Here is an 18,578-nt window from a genome sequence, read left to right on the forward strand (position 1 = left end):
GTCGTGTGGGGTGGGGGGGTCGATGGTGTCGAGGATGAGTCGGGGTAGGTCGGTGTCGGGCAGCGTTGGGACGGTGGCGGTGTCGGTGATCAGTAGTTGGGGGGCGGCGTCGGTGAGCATGTATGCGGTGCGTTGGCTGGGGTAGTTCGGGTCGATGGGTAGGTAGGCGGCGCCGGTTTTGGCGATGGCCAGCAGTGCGGTGACCAATCGGGTGGAGCGGGGCAGTGCGACCGCGACGATGGTTTCGGGTCGGGCTCCATAGGTGGTCAGTTGGGCGGCGAGATGGTTTGCCCGAGCGTCGAGTTGGTGATAGGTGAGGGTTTCGTCGTCGTCTTCGACCGCGAGCGCGTGGGGTGTGCGGGCGGCTTGGGCGGCGAACAGTTCTGGCACGCTGCCTTGCGGTATGGGGGTGGCGGTGTCGTTCCACCGGTTCACGACCTGGTCGCGTTCGACCGCATCGATGATCTCGATCTGATCGATCCGCCGCTCCGGATCAACCGACACCGCATGCAAAAAAGACGTCAGCTGAGCTGTCAAACGGAACAGATCCTGCTTCGCATACAGCAGCCCGTTTGCATCAAGTTGGACATAAACATCACCGGGCTGGCCCGTGTCGTCTTCACGCGTGTCGTAATATGCCGAGATCAGGAGATCATCACAGGCTCCGAAAGAGGCGCCCCGAAAAACTCCACGGCTTTCGCCAAATTCGATGTTCCCGAAGAATGGCAGAACATTGACGACGGGTCCAAATCGGTTTTTTTGTCCGTTCGACAGGCCGACATCGCGCTGAATGGCTGAGATCTGATATCGGGCATGGGCAACCAGCGTGCTGATCTCTCGATCCAGTGATTTCGCAAAATCAGCGAATCGGATTCCTGGCGCCATGTTGATCCGCACCGGAACAACGTTTGAGAGCATGCACGGCGTGCTCCACGCGACGCCGAACCTGTTGGCGACCGCTAGTCGAATCGAAAACTCCGATGGCGAAGACGCCCGGCTAAAGAAACCGGTCAGACACCCGGTCAAAAAACGCGGCAGGGACTGGCCAACGCGACCCGCAGCCGTTCTGAGGCGAGTCGCATCGTGTCCGGTCAGGGCCAAGCTTTGATGCAACGTCGGCGGTTGCGGGAAATTTGGGCGTGCGGAGATTGCCAGCGGCTCGGGCCAAGCGGCCGTGTAATTGACCCAGAATTCTTTATCTGAAACAAAGCGCTTGGAGTATCTATATTCCAAATCGTCGCTGGCGATCACTTCGGGACTGCAAAACTTGGATCGGGAAGGGCTGACGCCCGACGTCGCGGCCGTGTACACCTCCGCTATGCGCCGGACGGCAACGAGTAGCCCAAATCCGTCACACACGATGTGGTGGACTACCACGAATAGCGTATGGCGCGTCTCATCTAGCTTGATCAGCCCGGCGCGGTACAAGATATCGTGACTTAGGTCGAACGCGCGATGAGTCATCGCCGATATGATTATGCGTCCAGCGGATTCCGGGTTATCCGTATGGCTGACATCGAAGTAATCCGGTTCCCAGGCGTCCGGGTCGCGCTGCGTTTGGCGCAGTCCGGCTTCGTCTTGAGCAAAGGTGACACGCAAAGTCGTTGCTTCGCAGCAGAAGTCACGCAAAGCTTTCGCCATGACGCGGTGATCAAGTGGGCCCACGATTTCAAGGTGGCAGGAGATATTATTTGGCGGATCGGGGACTAATCTCTGGGCAAACCATAAAGCCTCTTGCGCAGATGATGCTGCGATGCGACCGTCCGACACGACTACCTCCCAAACCGCTGATGCCGTCAATCCGGCTATGAAGTTTTCGGGTTTACCCGGTGAAGGCGACTACCGCGGTCCGTGCCCTCGTCTTCGCCTTTGGGCACAACGAGATTGGCGAGCTCGCCGATCGTGAGCTCGACAAACACCACCACTTCTCCAATATCCAAGGCGACGTCGAGAGCGCGTTCGACTTCTAACAGGAGCTCCACCCGGGACGCCGACTCGAGGCCCAAGTCCAGCGACAGGTTTGTCTGATCATTTAGTTCCCGCTCAGAAAAGGACGGGCGCATGGCGCGTGCGGCACGGATGATCTCGGCGATCACGCGCTCACGGGTTAGCGGCGTGCTGCTTGCCGGCGCCGTTTTTCCCGCAGCGTGAATCTCGGGTTGGTCATTGTGTGACGCGTTGACAGAGCCGGTCATTGCCCGCCTCCATGAGATCTGCGGCAATGCGGCGCCGGCGCAGCTTGCCGCTGGTTGTCTTGCTTAGCCAGTTCCGCGGTACGAATCTGACTCCTGTTAGCGGCAGACCGGCCGCTCTGGCGGCTCCCAGCAGCTCGCGACGGCAGGCCATTGCCGCCTCATCGCTGATGTCGGATCCGCTTTCGATCACTGCAACCATTTGGGTCGCTGCGTCGTGGTCGACTCCGACTACCGCAACGCGCCCCGTTTTGCCGAAGCCCGTCCGGACCAGGAAGTCTTCCACCTCGGTTGGCAGAAAATCCTGACCGGCGACCCGCACCACTTCGGCCGCCCTACCGGTAAAGACCAGTTCACCGTCAGCGATGAAGCCGAGGTCGCCGGTGTGCACCGGAACCGAAGCGGGGATGATTTCGCCTCCGAAGGGGCCCGAGCAGCGAGACGCTGATCGCACGACTACATCGCCGATGATGCGCTCGCCGACCGGATGCCCCCCGACCTCGATCCATACGTCGGTGTTGGGCGCGGGTGGGCCAACAGACACGAGTCGGGTATATCGCTCGCTGCGATCGGCGGTTTCGGGCGCATCCACCGTCCGCCAGTGCCGATCCCCGGGAGCGCAGGTCACCATCAGCGTCGCATCGGCTAGGCCGTAGCACGGCCGCACGACATTTTCGCCGCATCCGGCCGTTGATTCGAACGCCGTTAAGACATTGGGGCGTATGACGTCGGCGCCGACGAGCACGGCCCGCAGCGCGCCGAGGCGGCGGCCTCGCGATGCCAATGCCTTGGTCGCGATATGCATCCCCGCGGGAATGACCGGCCAAAAGCCCACTCGGTGAGTCGCCATTTGCTCGATCCACTGGGCCGGCGCGGTCAGGAACTCTTCGGGGCTCCACAACAACAACGGGCGCCCAAGCCATAGGGCGAGCAACGTGGCGACGAGTCCCATGTCATGCGACAGCGGCAGCCATGTTCCCGCCACGTCGTCCGATCCGGCCGCGGTGGCATCCGCCAATATCTCCAATTGAGCGCTGATGGCGCGATGTGATATCCGCAGCGGCCGAGGGCTGCCGACACTGCCCGAGCTGAACTGTAAAAAGGCCGTTTCCTCGTGAGCGACGTCGGGCTGTGAGTGCTTTGATACCTGTTGCCACGTTCCGTGCAGGTAGACGAATCGAGCATTGACCTTTTCGGCGATCTCGTTAATGCGTCTTTGCACCGACGCAGCGGGCTCATAGCTTCGTGAACCGGACAGCACAAGTGGCACTCCGCCGGAAAGCGCCACGGCGAAAAGCCCGGCTAACACGTCCTGCGGCTCCTGCATGACGATCGGTACGACCGTGCCCGCCACATCTGGGGCCATTGCCGATTCGGCGCGACCTGCGGCGGCGATCTCACGCGCGTCGAGCGTCGAACGAGCCCGAATGACCGGTATGGCTGCCGATTTGCCTTCGATTGACTCACAGAGATCGACAAGTACCGAACGTTGGGAAACGAATGTGTCCGGCAAAAGATTTGAACTCGGGGATATCATCATCGCACCTCTCATAACCGGATAGAATTTTTGGGCGCTGGTTATGCGGTGGCGTACGTAATTCGCGCTCGCAAAATCATCCCGAGGTCTGTCCACCCCGGGACGGCGTCATGGAACAATAAATGAGCCCGATGAGTTTAAATATAGTTTGCCAGATACCGGTATGGAGATCGGCATTCCCACGCTTTTCCGGCGGCGTAATGAGCTGGCTTCCTGTGGTCGTAGCACAGGATTTCGGGCCACACGTTGGAGGGTGGGTGGGGCCCGACGGGGCGAATGGTGCAAATCCGGAAATGCGCTTATGGGCGCTGAGCACCCGGACAAATGCCGACCCGGTAGGCGGGCCATCGGCATTGCGATTGCCTTCGGCGGCGGTGGACGCGAGCAACACTGTCTCCGGATGGGCCGCAAACTCGTCCATCGCATCCTCCAACCGGTGCAGCACCCGCGTGTCGTAGGAGGGGCGAGCGTGGTAACCGCCGCCGAATCGTCTCTGTAACTTCCTCTCTCTCCCAGCTCATCATGGCTCACATCGCTCTCGCTGCACAAGGCCTAACCGTGTCCGTCTTTGGCTCGGGCCGGAATTGGGCGCGCGCGACTGAGCGCGCCCGTGGCAAGCGGAAGACAGCGCTTCGAGTGGCACACAGCAACTTAGAATGCGTCAGTCGCGACATGACATGGCGTCGATTCCGACGCGCTGCTCGGGGAATGGGTTGCGTCCTGATGCACGATGGTCCGACAGAAACCAGCGACAGCGGCTCGCGCGTTTTCGGTCGGTGATCGTGGTCGCCTTCGTCGTGTCGGTCTCATACGGTGCCACCAAACTCGCCAGTCGACCTCTTCGGCCCTTTGGCGTAGGCTCCAACATGGTTATCAAGTTTGCTAACTCGGGTCCATAATTGCTCGCGAGTCTAATAAGCCGGACGAATTTACCGTCAGTCTAATAAGGAGCACGAATTGATCGTACGCCTAATAACAATCGCGAATTATCGGTGCGTCAAATTAACGCTTTCGAAGAAAACTTAATTAACGCACTCGAAGAAGTTAGGTGAGCGATTTGACCACCGCTTTGCCTTTGGCGTTACGCAGGGCGCTGGAACTGCTCGCCGAACCTCCCGTCGAGCCGGAGGTCACAAACGGCTACCTCGATCTGCTGGCCGCTGAATCGGCGGGAGAACGCTCCGTGTCGCCGAACAAAACCGGGCCAATCCAGGCGTTATGGGCCTCGCCGGTTGCGGCGATGGTCTACGACAACGCCCAGGCAGTGCTGCGCAAGCTGGTCCGCGCTTTCGAGCCGCCAGTCGAGTGGCTCGACATGCCGCCGGGCGGGATCATCCTGGACGTCGGCTGCGGACCCGCGAGCGTCACCGCGTCCCTGGCCCGCGCCGCGGGCCCGGGCGCACTGGTGCTGGGCGTTGATCGCTCCGCTGCGATGTTGGCACGCGCGGTCCGCGCGCAATCGTTGCCAGAGGTCGGCTTCCTACGCGCGGACGCACAGCAGCTTCCGCTGCGCGATGAGACGGTCGATGGGGTCGTCTCGATCGGCGTGCTGCAATTCATGCCGGACCCGGCTGCCGCGCTGGCCGAGATGGCGCGGGTGCTGCGACCGGGCGGACAGTTGGCCGTCGTGGTTCCCGTCGTTCGCCATGCCGCCCGATTCTGGCGCAGGTTACCGAGCCTCGATCCTTACGTGTTCACCCAAGACGAGGTCGGAGACATTCTGATGGACCACGGCTTCGCCAGCGTGCGGACCAAGAATGTCGGGCCCGTTCAGTGGGTTCACGGCCGGCGTTCCGAAGATTCAGCCAAAAACCGTGCAGCGCAAGGGCATACGAGCCGGTGGCCCTGACGGTGAGCTGACCCTCTACGTCGGCGCGTTGGCGGGCTGGAACATCCCAGAGCCGTCGGATTCCTCTTCGGCGCGGATCACGTGCACCACCGCGTTGATCAACGCCAGGTGGGTGAACGCCTGCGGGAAGTTGCCCAGGTGCCGGCCGGTGCGTGGCTCGATCTCCTCGGCGTAGAGGTGCAGCGGGCTCGCGTAGGACAACAACCGCTCGCAGAGCCGCTTGGCACGCGCCACCTCGCCGATCTCGACCAGCGCCGACACCAGCCAGAACGAGCAAATCGTGAAAGTGCCCTCCTCGCCGGACAGCCCGTCGTCGGTCTCCTCGACCCGGTAGCGCAGCACCAGGCCTTCCTCGGTGAGCTCGTTGGCGATCGCGAGCACCGTGTTGCGCACCCGCGGATCGTCGGGCGGCAGGAATCGGGTCAGCACCACCAGCAGCAGCGAGGCGTCCAGCGCGTCGCTGCCGTAGCGCTGGGTGAACACGCCGCGGGAGTCCACGCCGTGCTTCAGTATGTCGGCCTTGATCTCCTCGGCGATGTCCCGCCATTGCTGGGCATAGCTCTTCTCACCCTGTCGCTTGGCCAGCTTGGACCCGCGGTCCAGGGCCACCCAACACATCACCTTCGACGACGTGAAATGTTGCGGCTCCCCGCGCACCTCCCAGATTCCGCGGTCGGGCTCGCGCCAATGCGCGATCGCCTCCTCGACCTGTTTCTTCAACACCGGCCACAGGGTTTCGGGAACCTGCTCGCGTGACTTGGCGTGCAGGTAGAACGAATCCAGGATCGAGCCCCAGATGTCGTGCTGCACTTGGTCGTAGGCGCCGTTGCCGATCCGCACCGGCCGGGCGTGGTCGTAGCCGGTCAGGTGGTGCAGCTCGTCTTCGACGAGGCTGCGTTCGCCTCCCACCCCGTACATCACCTGCAGCGGATGGCGCTCGTTGCTGTTGGCGCCGGACACGTCGGCGATGAAGGCGAAGAAATCGTCGGCCTCGCGGTCCAGTCCCAGCGTGTAGAGGCCCCACAACGCGAACGTCGAGTCGCGAACCCAGGCGTAGCGATAGTCCCAATTGCGTTGCCCCTGGGGCGTTTCCGGAAGCGACGTGGTACTGGCCGCCAGCAGCGCGCCGGTGGGGGAATAGGTCAGGCCCTTCAGCGTCAGCGCGCTGCGCTGCAGGTAGGCCCGCCACGGATGGTCGGGGAAGTTGCCGATGTTGATCCATTGCCGCCAGCACTCGGTGGTCTGCCACATCTTTTCCGCGGCCTCGGCGTAGGTCTGCGGTGCCGGGTGCTTGGTCCAGCTGAGCGCGACGAAGACGTCGTCGCCCTCCGTCATCCGGGTGCGCGCCCGGGCCTCCCGGCCCTCGATACCGATGCGCAGGTTCGTGGTCAGCCGCAGCGTCGGGTGGGTGTCGGGTTGGCGGCCCGCTCGCGCGACGGCCTCGCCGTACGCGTTGGCCGAGTAGTCCCAGACCGCGGTGTCGCGGTGGTAGTCGAACGCCGGCTCGCAGCTCATCATCAGTTCGACGGTGCCGCTGACGCAGCGCACCGTGCGCAGCAGGATGTGCTCGGCGTCCCAGTCCATCGGGGTGCGACGGTGCGTGTGCGAGCGACGTTCGAGGTCGTGCCAGGGCCCCATCACCAGCGCGTCGCGCACGATCAGCCAGCCGGTGTGGGTCTGCCAGGTGGTCTCCATGATGAGGCTGCCGGGAAGGTACCGGCGCGCCGACGGCACCGAGACGCCGTAGGGGCCCAGCCGGAAATGCCCGGCGCTGCGGTCCAGGATCGCGCCGAACACGCTGGGCGAGTCCGGCCTGGGTACGCACAGCCACTCCACCGAACCGGCCGGCGAGATCAGGCAGGTCGTCTCCCAGTCGGACAGAAACGCGTAATCGGCGATCGGCGGAAACGGGTTGCGCAGCGCTCCCGTGGACGCAAAGGGTGCGGGCGCGCTGAAATCGAGCGGCGACGCCAAAGCCGATTCGCGGCTGCTCTCCGGCGCCGTTTCGAGGGCTTCCTCGGGGACGGCGTCGGCCGGCTGGTCGGCGGGTTGAGCGTGCAACACCATTTCGACATCATCGACTGTCGACCTGCTCGCCGTCCATGATTTTGCTGATAAGCGTCGCGCCCGCCCTTCCCGCACCTGGCATCGGCGTGCTTGGTGGGACGACACGAGCTGTGACTTTGAGGTGTGGCCTTTGTATTGCAGGCCATAGTGGTGATGCCCGCTGTGCTAGTGGTGGCCCACGCCACGAGGCTTTGCTGGACTGCCTCATCGGCAGGGGCATCGCGTTGATGCGCCGCGCCCGCCACGTCGGCGGGTTCGTGGCTCACAAGCATGCCGGCGCGCAATTCGTGATCGCCGGTTAGCTATTGATACACCAGTCGGACCGGCTGCGCCTCAACGATTCTCGTCGCATCGTTAGTGGACATACGGGTCAATCAACAGCAACGAGGCGACGATGCGCAGCTGGCCGTTTCTGCGTATTGCGTTCTGCGCCAGAATAATACGAGCCCAGTAAGGGCTCGAGCGTTGTACGCCAGTCCAATACGGACTGACGTTGCAAAGGTGCGCCACCGCGCATAGCGTCATCGCGGGGGTGGCTCTCCCCGGCGTCTAGTCGGGGAGGACACCAGATGGGTGGAGAGTCTGCCCGGGGGGATCAAGCCGGATATCCCCATTCAGCAACGAATGGAGAGAGCGATGGAAACAATTCATAACCTCCGCAGATGGATCCTTGCCGCGGCCATGGCCGGCGCGCTCGGTGCTTTCGGATTGGGCGCCGGGACGGCCAGCGCTGATCCGGACAACGGCGGCAGCGTCGGCGGTGGTGCCGGTGGCGGCGTTAACGTGGGTCCGGTGCAGGGCGGTGTCGGCGGCAACACGGGTGGCGGCGTCAACGCCGGTCCCGGCGGCGTCAGCGGTGGTGCCGGCACCGGCACCGGCGGCGACCTTAACTTGGGTCCGGTGCAGGGCGGCGTGGGCGGCAACACGGGTGGCGGCGTCAACGCCGGTCCCGGCGGCGTCAGCGGTGGTGCCGGTAGCGGCACCGGCGGCGGCGTGAACCTGGGTCCGGTGCAGGGCGGTCTGGGCGGCAACACGGGTGGCGGCGTCAACGTCGGTCCCGGAGCCGGCAGGTAATCCCCGGACAGGGCAGTGCCGGTGCTGTCGCGAATGCGGCGGCGCCGGCACTGTGCGTCCGCGCATGGCCACCGCGCGATCGGCGTCCGGATCTTCGACGCGGTCGCGTACCTCCGTCAATGTGGACGTGGAACGGTAGTCAACGCGGAAAGTCGGCGTGCTTTTCCATCACGGTGACTTTTACGCCGGCGCGAGCCAGCAGCAGGCCGGCCGGTCCGCCGCCGACGATCAGTCGTCGCCCCGGACTCGGACGATGCGGCAGCACCCGCCGATCTCGGCACATTGGTTTCCGCTGCCGGGGCGAATAGTGTGAGCCCGGTGAACGCGTTCCTGAATTGGTGGGACGGCAACGAGCTGTGGCTTTCGGGTCTGGCCTTCGTGTTACAGGCCATGGTGGTGATGCCCATCGTGCTGGTGGTGGCCTACGTCACGGCGACCTTGCTGGACGGCCTCCTCGGCAAGGGCATCGGGTTGATGCGCCGCGCCCGCCACGCCGACGGGGCGGCCGGTTAATCCGCATGCCCCGCTCACACGTGACGTTGATTCTCGTCGCGCTCGTGGTACTGGTGATCGTCGCGTGGCTGCTAACGCACTGACTCCGGGGGCGGATGCGGCGTCCGGTGGCGGCCCCGCCAATTCCTGTTAGGCTTCGCGCCATGCACGTAGCAACCGGTGGTTTGGACTGCTATGTATTCGTGCACTGTTGTCGCTGACTCCCAAACCCGTGCGCGGTCTGGTCTGAGTTCGTAGCTCCTACTGAAATTCTCGGCGCCTTTCCGCAGTTACGGATCGATATCAATAATCCCGCACTGGAAGGCCACCAATGTTCGACGACATCGCAGGCGCGCTGCGCCGGCGGCGGGTTCGCTATGCCGCGGCGCTCGGGCTGGTCGCCGCTGTCGTCGCGGCGTGTCAGGGCGGCCCCAGCGACGTCGTCGGTGGCGGCGGCCTGGCGAACGCCCATACGAGCCTTACCCTGGTCGCCTACTCCGCCCCAGAACCCGGCTGGAGCAAGGTGATTCCCGCGTTCAACGCCTCCGACGAGGGCAAGGGTGTGCAGGTGATCACCTCGTACGGCGCCTCCGGCGATCAGTCGCGTGGTGTCGTCGACGGTAAGCCGGCCGACGTCGTGAACTTCTCGGTCGAACCGGACATCAGTCGTTTGGTCAAGGCCGGCAAGGTTTCCAAAGACTGGAATACCGACGCCACCAAGGGCATACCGTTCGGCTCGGTGGTGACTCTGGTGGTGCGCGCGGGCAATCCCAAGAACATCAAGGATTGGGATGATCTGCTGCGTCCCGGTGTCGAGGTCATCACGCCCAGTCCGCTCAGTTCGGGTTCGGCCAAATGGAATCTGCTCGCGCCGTATGCCGTGAAGAGCAGCGGCGGCCAAAACGCCGATGCCGGAGTCGATTTCGTGCGGCAACTGGTGAGCGGGCACGTCAAACTGCGCCCCGGATCGGGACGGGAAGCCACCGACGTCTTCGTCCAGGGCAGCGGTGACGTGTTGATCAGTTACGAGAATGAGGCCATCGCCACCGAGCGACAAGGCAAGCCGGTCCAGCATGTCACCCCGCCGCAGACGTTCAAGATCGAGAATCCGCTGGCGGTGGTGAGCACCAGCCCGCACCTGGATGCCGCGAGGGCCTTCAAGAACTTCCAGTACACCGCGGCGGCGCAGAAGGTGTGGGCGCAGGCGGGGTTCCGGCCGGTCGACCCGGCGGTCGCCGCCGATTTCCGCGACCAGTATCCGGTGCCGTCGAAGCTGTGGACAATCGCCGAACTCGGCGGCTGGGGCACGGCGGATCCGCAGCTGTTCGACAAGAACACCGGCAGGATCACCAAGATCTACATGCAGGCCACCGGATGACGGCGGCCATTACACCGGACCCCCAGGCGACCCGGCCGGATCTCGACGGCGCCGCCGGGCGATGGGCCCCACACGGATGGCCCTCCCGCGGGTCGGGCACCACGTCCTTTCGGATGGGTGTGGCCCTGGTGTGGCTTTCGGTGATCGTGTTGTTGCCGCTGGCCGCCATCGCGTGGCAGGCCGCCGGCGGCGGTTGGCGCGCGTTCTGGCTGGCGGTGACGTCAAACGCCGCGGTCGAGTCGTTTCGGGTGACGCTCACCATTTCCGCCGGAGTCACCGTCGTCAACCTGGTCTTCGGCTTGTTGATCGCCTGGGTGCTGGTCCGCGACGACTTCGTCGGCAAGAGGCTCGTCGACGCGATCATCGATCTGCCGTTCGCGTTGCCGACCATCGTCGCCAGCCTGGTGATGCTGGCCCTGTACGGCAACAACAGCCCGGTGGGGCTTCACCTGCAGCACACCGCGTGGGGTGTGGCGGTGGCGCTGGCGTTCGTCACGCTGCCGTTCGTGGTCCGCGCCGTTCAGCCGGTGCTGCTGGAAATCGATCGCGAGACCGAGGAGGCGGCGGCATCGCTGGGCGCGTCGGGGCCGAAGGTCTTCACCTCGGTGGTGCTGCCGTCGCTGACCCCCGCGTTGTTATCCGGTGCGGGGCTGGCATTCTCGCGTGCGATCGGCGAATTCGGTTCGGTCGTGCTGATCGGTGGTGCCGTTCCGGGGAAGACCGAAGTGTCGTCGCAGTGGATCCGTACCTTGATCGAGAACGACGACCGCACCGGCGCGGCGGCGATATCCATTGTGCTGCTAGCGCTCTCGTTTGTGGTGCTGCTCCTGTTGCGTGTCGTCGGCGCGCGCGCGGCCAAACGCCAGGAGCTGTCCGCATGAGATCTTCGTCGCGGGTTCGCTATGCCATCCGGTACGTCGCGCTGGCGTACATCTTCGTGCTGCTCATCGTTCCGGTGGCGGTGATCCTGTGGCGCACCTTCCAGCCCGGGTTCGGCCGGTTCGTCGAGTGGATCAGTACCCCGGCGGCGATATCGGCGCTGAACCTATCGCTGCTGGTGGTGGCCATCGTGGTGCCGCTGAACGTGGTCTTCGGTATTCCGACGGCATTGATGCTCGCGCGCAACCGGTTTCGCGGCAAGGGCGTGGTGCAGGCGATCATCGATCTGCCGTTCGCGGTCTCGCCCGTCATCGTCGGCGTGGCGTTGATCCTGTTGTGGGGATCGGCCGGTGCGCTGGGCTTCGTCGAAAGGGACCTCGGGTTCAAGATCATCTTCGGTCTGCCCGGTATCGTGCTCGCGAGCGTCTTTGTCACCCTGCCCTTCGTGGTGCGCGAGGTCGAACCGGTGTTGCACGAGTTGGGAACCGACCAGGAGGAAGCCGCCGCAACGCTGGGTTCCACGTGGTGGCAAACGTTTTGGCGCATCACCCTGCCGTCCATCCGGTGGGGCCTGACTTACGGCATCGTGCTGACCGTCGCGCGTACCCTCGGGGAATACGGCGCGGTCATCATCGTGTCGTCCAACCTGCCGGGGAAGTCGCAGACGCTGACGTTGCTGGTCTCGGACCGCTACAACCGTGGGGCCGAATACGGCGCCTACGCGCTGTCGACGCTGCTGATGACCGTTTCCGTGGTGGTGCTGGTCTTCCAGGTGATTGTCGACGCCCGCCGGGCCCGGGCAACCAGAGAGGCGTGAACGAGGGGACTTTATGACATCCGCCCAGACCGACCAGCGCGAAAATGCCATCGTCGTGCGCGACGCCAACAAGCGCTATGGCGATTTCGTCGCGCTCGACGACGTGGATTTCGTCGTACCCGCCGGTTCGCTGACGGCGTTGTTGGGCCCCAGCGGGTCGGGAAAATCAACCCTGCTGCGCACCATCGCCGGCCTCGATCAACCCGACACCGGAACAGTCACGATCAACGGTCGTGACGTGACGCGGGTGCCGCCGCAGCGCCGCGGCATCGGATTCGTATTCCAGCACTATGCGGCGTTCAAGCACATGACCGTTCGCGACAACGTGGCGTACGGGCTCAGGATTCGCAAGCGGCCGAAGGCCGAGGTCAAGGAGAAGGTCGACAACCTGCTGGAAGTGGTGGGGCTGAGCGGATTTCAGACCCGCTACCCCAACCAACTGTCCGGTGGTCAACGACAGCGGATGGCGCTGGCCCGGGCACTGGCGGTCGATCCTGAAGTGTTGTTGCTCGACGAGCCGTTCGGCGCCCTGGACGCCAAGGTCCGCGAGGACCTACGGGCCTGGTTGCGGCGCCTGCATGACGAAGTCCACGTCACCACCGTGCTGGTCACCCACGACCAGCACGAGGCGCTGGACGTCGCCGATCGGATCGCCGTGCTCAACAAGGGCCGCATCGAGCAAGTCGGTTCTCCCACTGAGGTTTACGACTCCCCGGCGAACGCGTTCGTGATGTCCTTCCTGGGCGCGGTTTCCGCATTGAACGGCGCGTTGGTCCGGCCGCACGACATCCGGGTCGGGCGCAAACCGGACATGGCGATCGCCGGCGGCGACGGCACCGCCGAGTCCATCGGCGTCGTGCGCGCCGTCGTCGACCGGGTGGTGGCACTGGGTTTCGAGGTTCGCGTGGAGTTGACCAGCGCGGCCACCGGCGGGGCATTCACCGCCCAGATCACCCGGGGTGACGCCGAGGCGCTGGCGTTGCGGGACGGCGACACGGTGTACGTGCGCGCCACCCGCGTGCCCCCGATAGTCGGCAGCGACACCGTCGGCGACGCCGACGAAGACCAGACGACACTCACGACGGCGTAGCGGGCGGCGGCCGCTATCCGTTGTCGCCCATGACCAAACCATCGCGGCGCGGGTCGGCGCCGCCGGTCCACTTCGACGAATTGCGGGTGATCGCCGAGAGGCCGCTGGACTGGTCGGCCAGGTTGACCTGATGTCCCAGTGCCCGCAGTCCTTGCACCAGCGGGTCGTGGTCGCCGTTATCCGTGGCGTTGATTTCGGGATCCTCGCCGCCGACATTGATAAGCGGGGAGTTCTCGGCGCCGAAATCGACCAGGGACACAGCCTGTTGCGGGTTGAGTCCCCAATCCAGCATCGCCACAAGTGTTTTCACAACGTACTGAATGATCGTGGAACCGCCGGGCGAGCCCGTCACCGCGTACAGCGGGCCCCGGCCGCCCGGCCCGGGATCGAACACCAGCGTCGGCGCCATCGAGCTGCGCGGCCGCTTTCCGGGCTGGACGCGGTTGGCCACCAGCGCCCCGTCGGGCGTGCGGGGCTCGGCGGCGAAATCGGTGAGCTGGTTGTTGAGGACGAATCCGTCGACCATGTGGAAGGAGCCGAACGAAGCCTCGATGGTCGTGGTGAACGCGGCCGCATTGCCGTAGGAATCGATGATGCTGACATGGCTGGTGCCGTGCTCCGGCGCGGGTGGGGCGACACCGGTGGGCGCGCCGAAGTCGCCCGGCCTGGCGATCCCCATCGAGCGCTGCAGTGAGATCAGCGCGGCGCGACCGGCCAGATAGCCGGGGTCGATCAGCGCGTTGAGTGAGCCGCCGGGCGGTCCGACGAAATCGGAGTCGGCGACGTATTTGTCGCGGTCCGCGTAGGCCAGCCGCTCGGCTTCGGAAACCAGATGCACGCCCATGACACTCGGGCGGCCGCCGTTGAGATCGACACGGCTGGGCGGGTAGTCGCCCATCGGAAGATGCTCGAGGACTCCTAGCGTGGCCGCCACCGCGACGCCGCCCGATGACGGCGCGGGCATGCCGCAGACCTGCCGGGTGCGATACGTCGTGCACAGCGGTTCGCGTTTCTTCGCGACATAGCCCGCCAAATCCTCGCTCGTCATCAGGCTCGGCGTGCGGCCCTCCGACGTGTCGGCCGCCGCCGCGACGATGTCGCGGGCGATGGCGCCGGTGTAGAACGCGCCGATGCCCCCGGAGGCTATGGCGAACAACGTTTTTGAGTACGCGGGGTTCGTCAGGCGCGTTCCCGCGGCCCTGGGCCCACCGTCGGGAGTGAGAAAATACCCGCGCGCCTGCGCGTCACCACGCAGCTGCGCGGCCGAGTCGGCGATGGCGGCGGCCAACCGGGGGCTGATGTCGAAACCGCCGTCGGCCAACGCCATTGCGGAGTTGAAGAGGTCAGGCCACGGCGTGTGCCCGTGGTCGTTGTGCACGAGCTCGAGCATCCGCAGGATACCCGGGACTCCGATCGAGCGCCCCGAGGCGCGCGCGTTGGGCTTGGGTGCGGCCTGATCGCTGTCGCTGATCCAGCGCAGGTAGTTCTCGCCCGCCGCCGCGGGGGCGACTTCGCGGCCGTCGTAGGCCTGCACCGCGCCGGTGTGGGCGTCGTAGTACAGCACGAATCCGCCGCCGCCGAGGCCCGAGGACTGCGGTTCGACCAGCCCCAACACCGCCTGGGCAACCACCAAGGCGTCGGCGGCCGTCGCCCCGTCCCGCAACACCCGGCACGCCGCCTGGGTCGCCAATGGGTTGGCCGTGGCCACCGCGTAGTGAGCGGTCTGCACGACGGTCATGTCGCTGCGGTAGCCGCTCGCGATCTCGGGATTCTTCGCGGTATTACGCGACGACGGCGATGAAACCGCGGGCGCCGACGGCGTCTTGGGCGCGGGCGTGCCATTGGCCACGATCTCGCACGGGCCCGCCGCGTTGGGCGCGGCCGCGTGGTTTCCGCCGCTACACCCAGCCAGCGACAGCACCAGCGCAGCCAGCGCGGCTCCAATTGGCAAGGGCGTGTTCAACACCCGAAGTGTACTGAACGGGAATCAGGCCGCGATGCCCTGGATTCGAGAATTGAGGGCCTCATCAAAGCGGTCCAGCACCGTCTCGGCCACCAGCCGGTGCGCGCCTAGCGGTTCCGCCAGCTCGATGCCGGCGTAGTCCGCGAAACTTCGCACGCGGTCCGGCAGGCGCCCCGGCGCCAGGAACCACGGCGCGATGATGACCCGTCGGGCGCCCTGCCGCCGCAACCGGCCGGCGGCCTCGGCCAGCGACGGTTCCGGACGGGTCACGAACGCCGTCGTCGCACCCGCCCAGCTCGTCCCCGCCAGCAGTTGGGGTGCCATCTGCCGAGTGCGCGCGTTGGCCATAGCGTCGGACGACCCGATCGCCGCCACGAGCACGCCAACCCGGTCATCGTGCCGGGAAACACTCAAGTCGATAACCCGCTGCCGCAGCACCGAGATCAGGCGTGGATCTTCGCCCAGCACATCGGCCTGGGCTACATCGACACCCGACTGGGCGATCTGGCCCGGGATGTCGATGCGGGCGTGGTAGGCGTTCGCCAACAGCAACGGGGTGACCACCGCCTCGCGCACGCCGGTCAGGCCGGTGAGCACGTCGACCAGGCTGGGGGAGTTCAGCTCGCAGAACGCCAGCCGCACATCGAGGCCGGGCCGCAGGCGCGCAACCCGGTCCGCGACGGCGCGCGCATTGGCCGCCGATCGTGGATCCCTACTTCCGTGTGCCGTCAGCACGAGGGTGGTCACGAGGCGTGCAACCCACATTCGGTCTTGGACAGCCCCTGCCAGCGGCCACTGCGCGGGTCGGCGCCCTCGGCGGGTTTGGCGGTGCAGGGAGCGCAGCCGATCGACGGATAGCCCTCGTAGACAAGGGGATTGACCAACACATCGTGTTCGTCGATGTAGTTCTGCATGTCTTGATCGCTCCACGCCGCCAGCGGGTTGATCTTCACCAGCTTGAACGCTTCGTCGAAGCTGATCAATGGCGCATTGGCGCGCGTCGGCGCCTCGACGCGGCGAAGTCCGGTCACCCAGGCGGAGTAACCGCGCAACGCCTTGCCCAGCGGGGCGACCTTGCGCAGCCGGCAGCATTCACCGGGGTTGCGGGCGAACAGGTCTTTGCCCAGCAGTTCATCCTGTTCGGCGACGCTGTGTTCCGGCGTGACGTTGAGAACCCGGACGTCGTATACGGATTCGATCGCGTCGCGGGTGCCGATGGTTTCGACGAAGTGATAGCCGGTGTCCAGGAAGAGCACCGGCACACCCGGGCGCACCTTGGCGGCCAGATCGACCAGCACGGCGTCCTGCATGTTTGAGGCCACCACGTAGTTGCACGTGGCCCAGCCGCGGGGTCCGTTGATGCCACCGAAGTTCTCGTCGGTCCAGCGCAGGAGGTCGGATGCGCTAGCGCCTTCGAGTTCCGCGGCGCCCCGCTCCGCCAGCTCACGCAATGCGGCCTCGCTCGGCATCGTTGCTTGATCGCTCATCGCAGGTCGGCCTCCTCCGCGCGAATCGCCCACTGCGCGAACCGTTCTCCCTCGTTGCGGTGTTTGATGAAGTTGCGCACCACCCGGTCGATGTAGTCGCTCACCTCGTCGCTGGTGACCTTGTGCTGACGCAGCTTTCGTCCGAATCCGCTGTCCAGGCCGAGGCTGCCGCCCAGGTGAACCTGGAAGCCCTCGACCGAGCCGCCATGGCCGTCGTCGACCATCTGACCCTTGAGCCCGATATCGGCGACTTGGATTCGCGCGCACGAGTTCGGGCAACCGTTGATGTTGACCGTGATCGGCACGTCCAGCTGGGAGTTGATGTCCTCGAGACGACGCTCCAGCTCGGGCACCAGACCCTGTGCCTTGCCCCGGGTTTCGGCGAACGACAACTTGCAGAATTCGATCCCGGTGCACGCCATCAGGTTTCGGCGCCAATGCGAGGGCTTGGACTGCAGACCCAGCGCCTCGACGCCCGCGATCAGATCGTCGAGCTTGTCGTCGGGGACGTCGAGCACCACCAGCTTCTGGTAGGGGGTGAACCGGATCCGGTCGGAACCGGCGCGCTCGGCCAGCTCGGCGACCGTCGAGAGGATAGTGCCGGACACCCGGCCGGCGATCGGAGCGAACCCGACGGCGTTGAGCCCGTTCTTAAGCCGCTGCACCCCGACGTGATCGATCGGATGCTTGACCGGCTCGGGCGCCGGGCCGTCGATCAGCGGGCGCTTGAGGTATTCGGTTTCGAGAACTTCGCGGAACTTTTCGATGCCCCAGTCCTTGATCAAGAACTTCAGGCGTGCCTTCGACCGCAGCCGCCGGTAGCCGTAGTCGCGGAATATCGACGTCACCGCCGCCCACACCTCGGGCACCTCGTCCAGCGGGACCCAGGCCCCTACGCGCTGGGCCAGCATCGGGTTGGTGGACAGGCCGCCGCCGACCCACAGGTCCAGCCCCGGGCCGTGCTCGGGATGGTTGACGCCGACGAACGCGATGTCGTTGATTTCGTGCGCGACGTCCTGCAGACCGGATACGGCGGTCTTGTACTTGCGCGGCAGGTCGGCGAAGTCGGGCTGGCCGATGTAGCGGCGCACGATCTCCTCGATCGCCCAGGTGGGATCGAGCACCTCGTCGAGTGACTCACCAGCCAGCGGCGAGCCCAGAATCACGCGCGGGCAATCACCGCACGCCTCGGCGGTCTGCAAGCCGACATCGTCGAGCCGGCGCCAGATTTCCGGGACGTTTTCCACCTCGACCCAGTGGATCTGCACGTTCTGACGGTCCGAGATGTCGGCGGTGTCCCTGCCGAACTCGGTCGAGATCTGGCCCACCGTGCGCAGCGCGGCGCTCGACAGCGCGCCGCCGTCGCAGCGCACCCGCATCATGAAGTACTGGGCTTCGAGCAACTCGGCATTGTCGTCGCCGGTGAACGTGCCGTCGTAACCCTGCTCGCGCTGCGTGTACAGGCCCCACCAGCGGAAACGACCGCGCAGGTCGCTTTTGTCGATGCTGTCGAATCCGCCCTTGGCATAGATGTTCTCGATGCGCTCGCGGACCTCGAGGGGGGCGCCGGCCTGCTTCATCTGTTCGTTGGGGTTCAGCGGCTCGCGATCACCCAGCGCCCACTGGCCCTCACTTCGGGGCTTTGCGGGACGTGCTGTGGTCATTCGGGGGGTTCTCCTTCGCGAACGTTGTCAGCCATCAGCGCGCAGGAAACCGGTATCTCCGGGCTGCGCAGATCCGGGGGCCAGCTGGA

15 protein-coding genes and 1 pseudogene are annotated in these 18,578 nt (G+C 65.3%); 7 read left to right on the plus strand and 9 right to left on the minus strand.

The features are described from left to right. The 3 genes from ACQI5H_RS19160 to ACQI5H_RS19170 form a co-directional block, all read right to left on the minus strand. Positions 1-1,770, minus strand: a 1,770-nt coding sequence (locus ACQI5H_RS19160) for a condensation domain-containing protein (protein ID WP_427080906.1), incomplete at its 3' end; no start/stop codon positions are given. 35 nt (positions 1,771-1,805) lie between these two features. Continuing rightward, positions 1,806-2,195 (minus strand): acyl carrier protein, encoded by a 390-nt coding sequence (locus ACQI5H_RS19165; protein ID WP_427080907.1) that lies wholly within the window; start codon positions 2,193-2,195, stop codon positions 1,806-1,808. Beyond that, on the minus strand, positions 2,164-3,825 hold the full coding sequence (locus ACQI5H_RS19170) for an AMP-binding protein (RefSeq protein WP_427080908.1): 1,662 nt from the start codon (positions 3,823-3,825) through the stop codon (positions 2,164-2,166). Before ACQI5H_RS19170 ends, ACQI5H_RS19165 begins: the two co-directional genes overlap by 32 nt. A gap of 952 nt (positions 3,826-4,777) precedes the next feature. Between ACQI5H_RS19170 and ACQI5H_RS19175 the strand changes: the two genes are divergently transcribed. After that, positions 4,778-5,578, plus strand: a complete 801-nt coding sequence (locus tag ACQI5H_RS19175) for a class I SAM-dependent methyltransferase (protein ID WP_427080909.1) — start codon at positions 4,778-4,780, stop codon at positions 5,576-5,578. 15 nt (positions 5,579-5,593) lie between these two features. Here ACQI5H_RS19175 and ACQI5H_RS19180 read toward each other — a convergent pair whose 3' ends face one another. Further along, positions 5,594-7,645, minus strand: coding sequence for a glycoside hydrolase family 15 protein (locus tag ACQI5H_RS19180; RefSeq protein ID WP_427080910.1), 2,052 nt, complete (start codon positions 7,643-7,645; stop codon positions 5,594-5,596). A 636-nt stretch (positions 7,646-8,281) separates the two neighbouring features. On the opposite strand from ACQI5H_RS19180, the gene ACQI5H_RS19185 reads away from it, so the two are divergent. Then, the gene (locus ACQI5H_RS19185) at positions 8,282-8,719 is read left to right on the plus strand and encodes a hypothetical protein (RefSeq protein ID WP_427080911.1); all 438 of its coding nucleotides are present in this window, start codon (positions 8,282-8,284) and stop codon (positions 8,717-8,719) included. A 142-nt stretch (positions 8,720-8,861) separates the two neighbouring features. On the opposite strand, the pseudogene ACQI5H_RS19190 reads toward ACQI5H_RS19185, so the two are convergent. Continuing rightward, positions 8,862-9,002: pseudogene (locus tag ACQI5H_RS19190) on the minus strand (FAD-dependent monooxygenase); the annotation flags it as partial. A gap of 35 nt (positions 9,003-9,037) precedes the next feature. Here ACQI5H_RS19190 and ACQI5H_RS19195 point away from each other — a divergent pair. The 5 genes from ACQI5H_RS19195 to ACQI5H_RS19215 all read left to right on the plus strand — a co-directional run bounded on the left by ACQI5H_RS19195 (position 9,038) and on the right by ACQI5H_RS19215 (position 13,375). Beyond that, positions 9,038-9,232 (plus strand): hypothetical protein, encoded by a 195-nt coding sequence (locus tag ACQI5H_RS19195; protein ID WP_427080912.1) that lies wholly within the window; start codon positions 9,038-9,040, stop codon positions 9,230-9,232. A gap of 310 nt (positions 9,233-9,542) precedes the next feature. After that, positions 9,543-10,589, plus strand: a complete 1,047-nt coding sequence (locus tag ACQI5H_RS19200) for a sulfate ABC transporter substrate-binding protein (protein WP_427080913.1) — start codon at positions 9,543-9,545, stop codon at positions 10,587-10,589. Beyond that, positions 10,586-11,470, plus strand: a complete 885-nt coding sequence (gene cysT / locus ACQI5H_RS19205; protein ID WP_427080914.1) for a sulfate ABC transporter permease subunit CysT — start codon at positions 10,586-10,588, stop codon at positions 11,468-11,470. Before ACQI5H_RS19200 ends, cysT begins: the two co-directional genes overlap by 4 nt. Then, positions 11,467-12,285: a sulfate ABC transporter permease subunit CysW gene (gene cysW / locus ACQI5H_RS19210; RefSeq protein WP_427080915.1), complete on the plus strand. Its 819-nt coding sequence runs from the start codon at positions 11,467-11,469 to the stop codon at positions 12,283-12,285. Before cysT ends, cysW begins: the two co-directional genes overlap by 4 nt. Positions 12,286-12,298: 13 nt before the next feature. Beyond that, positions 12,299-13,375 (plus strand): sulfate/molybdate ABC transporter ATP-binding protein, encoded by a 1,077-nt coding sequence (locus tag ACQI5H_RS19215; RefSeq protein ID WP_427080916.1) that lies wholly within the window; start codon positions 12,299-12,301, stop codon positions 13,373-13,375. Positions 13,376-13,388: 13 nt separating this feature from the next. Here ACQI5H_RS19215 and ACQI5H_RS19220 read toward each other — a convergent pair whose 3' ends face one another. From ACQI5H_RS19220 to ACQI5H_RS19235, 4 genes are read right to left on the minus strand one after another with little or no spacing between them, the layout of a single operon-like run. After that, positions 13,389-15,338 carry a gamma-glutamyltransferase family protein gene (locus tag ACQI5H_RS19220; protein ID WP_427080917.1) on the minus strand — a complete coding sequence of 650 codons (1,950 nt, stop codon included), beginning with the start codon at positions 15,336-15,338 and terminating at the stop codon, positions 13,389-13,391. A 24-nt stretch (positions 15,339-15,362) separates the two neighbouring features. Beyond that, positions 15,363-16,085 carry a sirohydrochlorin chelatase gene (locus ACQI5H_RS19225; protein WP_427080918.1) on the minus strand — a complete coding sequence of 241 codons (723 nt, stop codon included), beginning with the start codon at positions 16,083-16,085 and terminating at the stop codon, positions 15,363-15,365. Continuing rightward, the gene (locus tag ACQI5H_RS19230) at positions 16,082-16,825 is read right to left on the minus strand and encodes a phosphoadenylyl-sulfate reductase (RefSeq protein ID WP_427080919.1); all 744 of its coding nucleotides are present in this window, start codon (positions 16,823-16,825) and stop codon (positions 16,082-16,084) included. The genes ACQI5H_RS19225 and ACQI5H_RS19230 overlap by 4 nt, the downstream gene beginning before the upstream one ends. Beyond that, positions 16,822-18,489, minus strand: coding sequence for a nitrite/sulfite reductase (locus ACQI5H_RS19235; RefSeq protein WP_427080920.1), 1,668 nt, complete (start codon positions 18,487-18,489; stop codon positions 16,822-16,824). The genes ACQI5H_RS19230 and ACQI5H_RS19235 overlap by 4 nt, the downstream gene beginning before the upstream one ends. Between the last annotated feature and the right edge of the window lie 89 nt (positions 18,490-18,578).

Origin of the sequence: Mycobacterium heidelbergense (genome assembly GCF_050205645.1) — a bacterium.
In the GTDB taxonomy this organism is placed as follows: domain Bacteria; phylum Actinomycetota; class Actinomycetes; order Mycobacteriales; family Mycobacteriaceae; genus Mycobacterium; species Mycobacterium heidelbergense_A.

Excerpts from the sequence above, each read along its gene's own strand:
- ACQI5H_RS19165 (WP_427080907.1), bottom strand. The coding sequence starts at position 2,195 with ATGACCGGCTCTGTCAACGCGTCACACAATGACCAACCCGAGATTCAC.
- ACQI5H_RS19180 (WP_427080910.1), bottom strand. The coding sequence starts at position 7,645 with ATGGTGTTGCACGCTCAACCCGCCGACCAGCCGGCCGACGCCGTCCCC.
- ACQI5H_RS19185 (WP_427080911.1), top strand. The coding sequence starts at position 8,282 with ATGGAAACAATTCATAACCTCCGCAGATGGATCCTTGCCGCGGCCATG.
- ACQI5H_RS19200 (WP_427080913.1), top strand. The coding sequence starts at position 9,543 with ATGTTCGACGACATCGCAGGCGCGCTGCGCCGGCGGCGGGTTCGCTAT.
- cysT (WP_427080914.1), top strand. The coding sequence starts at position 10,586 with ATGACGGCGGCCATTACACCGGACCCCCAGGCGACCCGGCCGGATCTC.
- cysW (WP_427080915.1), top strand. The coding sequence starts at position 11,467 with ATGAGATCTTCGTCGCGGGTTCGCTATGCCATCCGGTACGTCGCGCTG.
- ACQI5H_RS19215 (WP_427080916.1), top strand. The coding sequence starts at position 12,299 with ATGACATCCGCCCAGACCGACCAGCGCGAAAATGCCATCGTCGTGCGC.
- ACQI5H_RS19230 (WP_427080919.1), bottom strand. The coding sequence starts at position 16,825 with ATGAGCGATCAAGCAACGATGCCGAGCGAGGCCGCATTGCGTGAGCTG.
- ACQI5H_RS19235 (WP_427080920.1), bottom strand. The coding sequence starts at position 18,489 with ATGACCACAGCACGTCCCGCAAAGCCCCGAAGTGAGGGCCAGTGGGCG.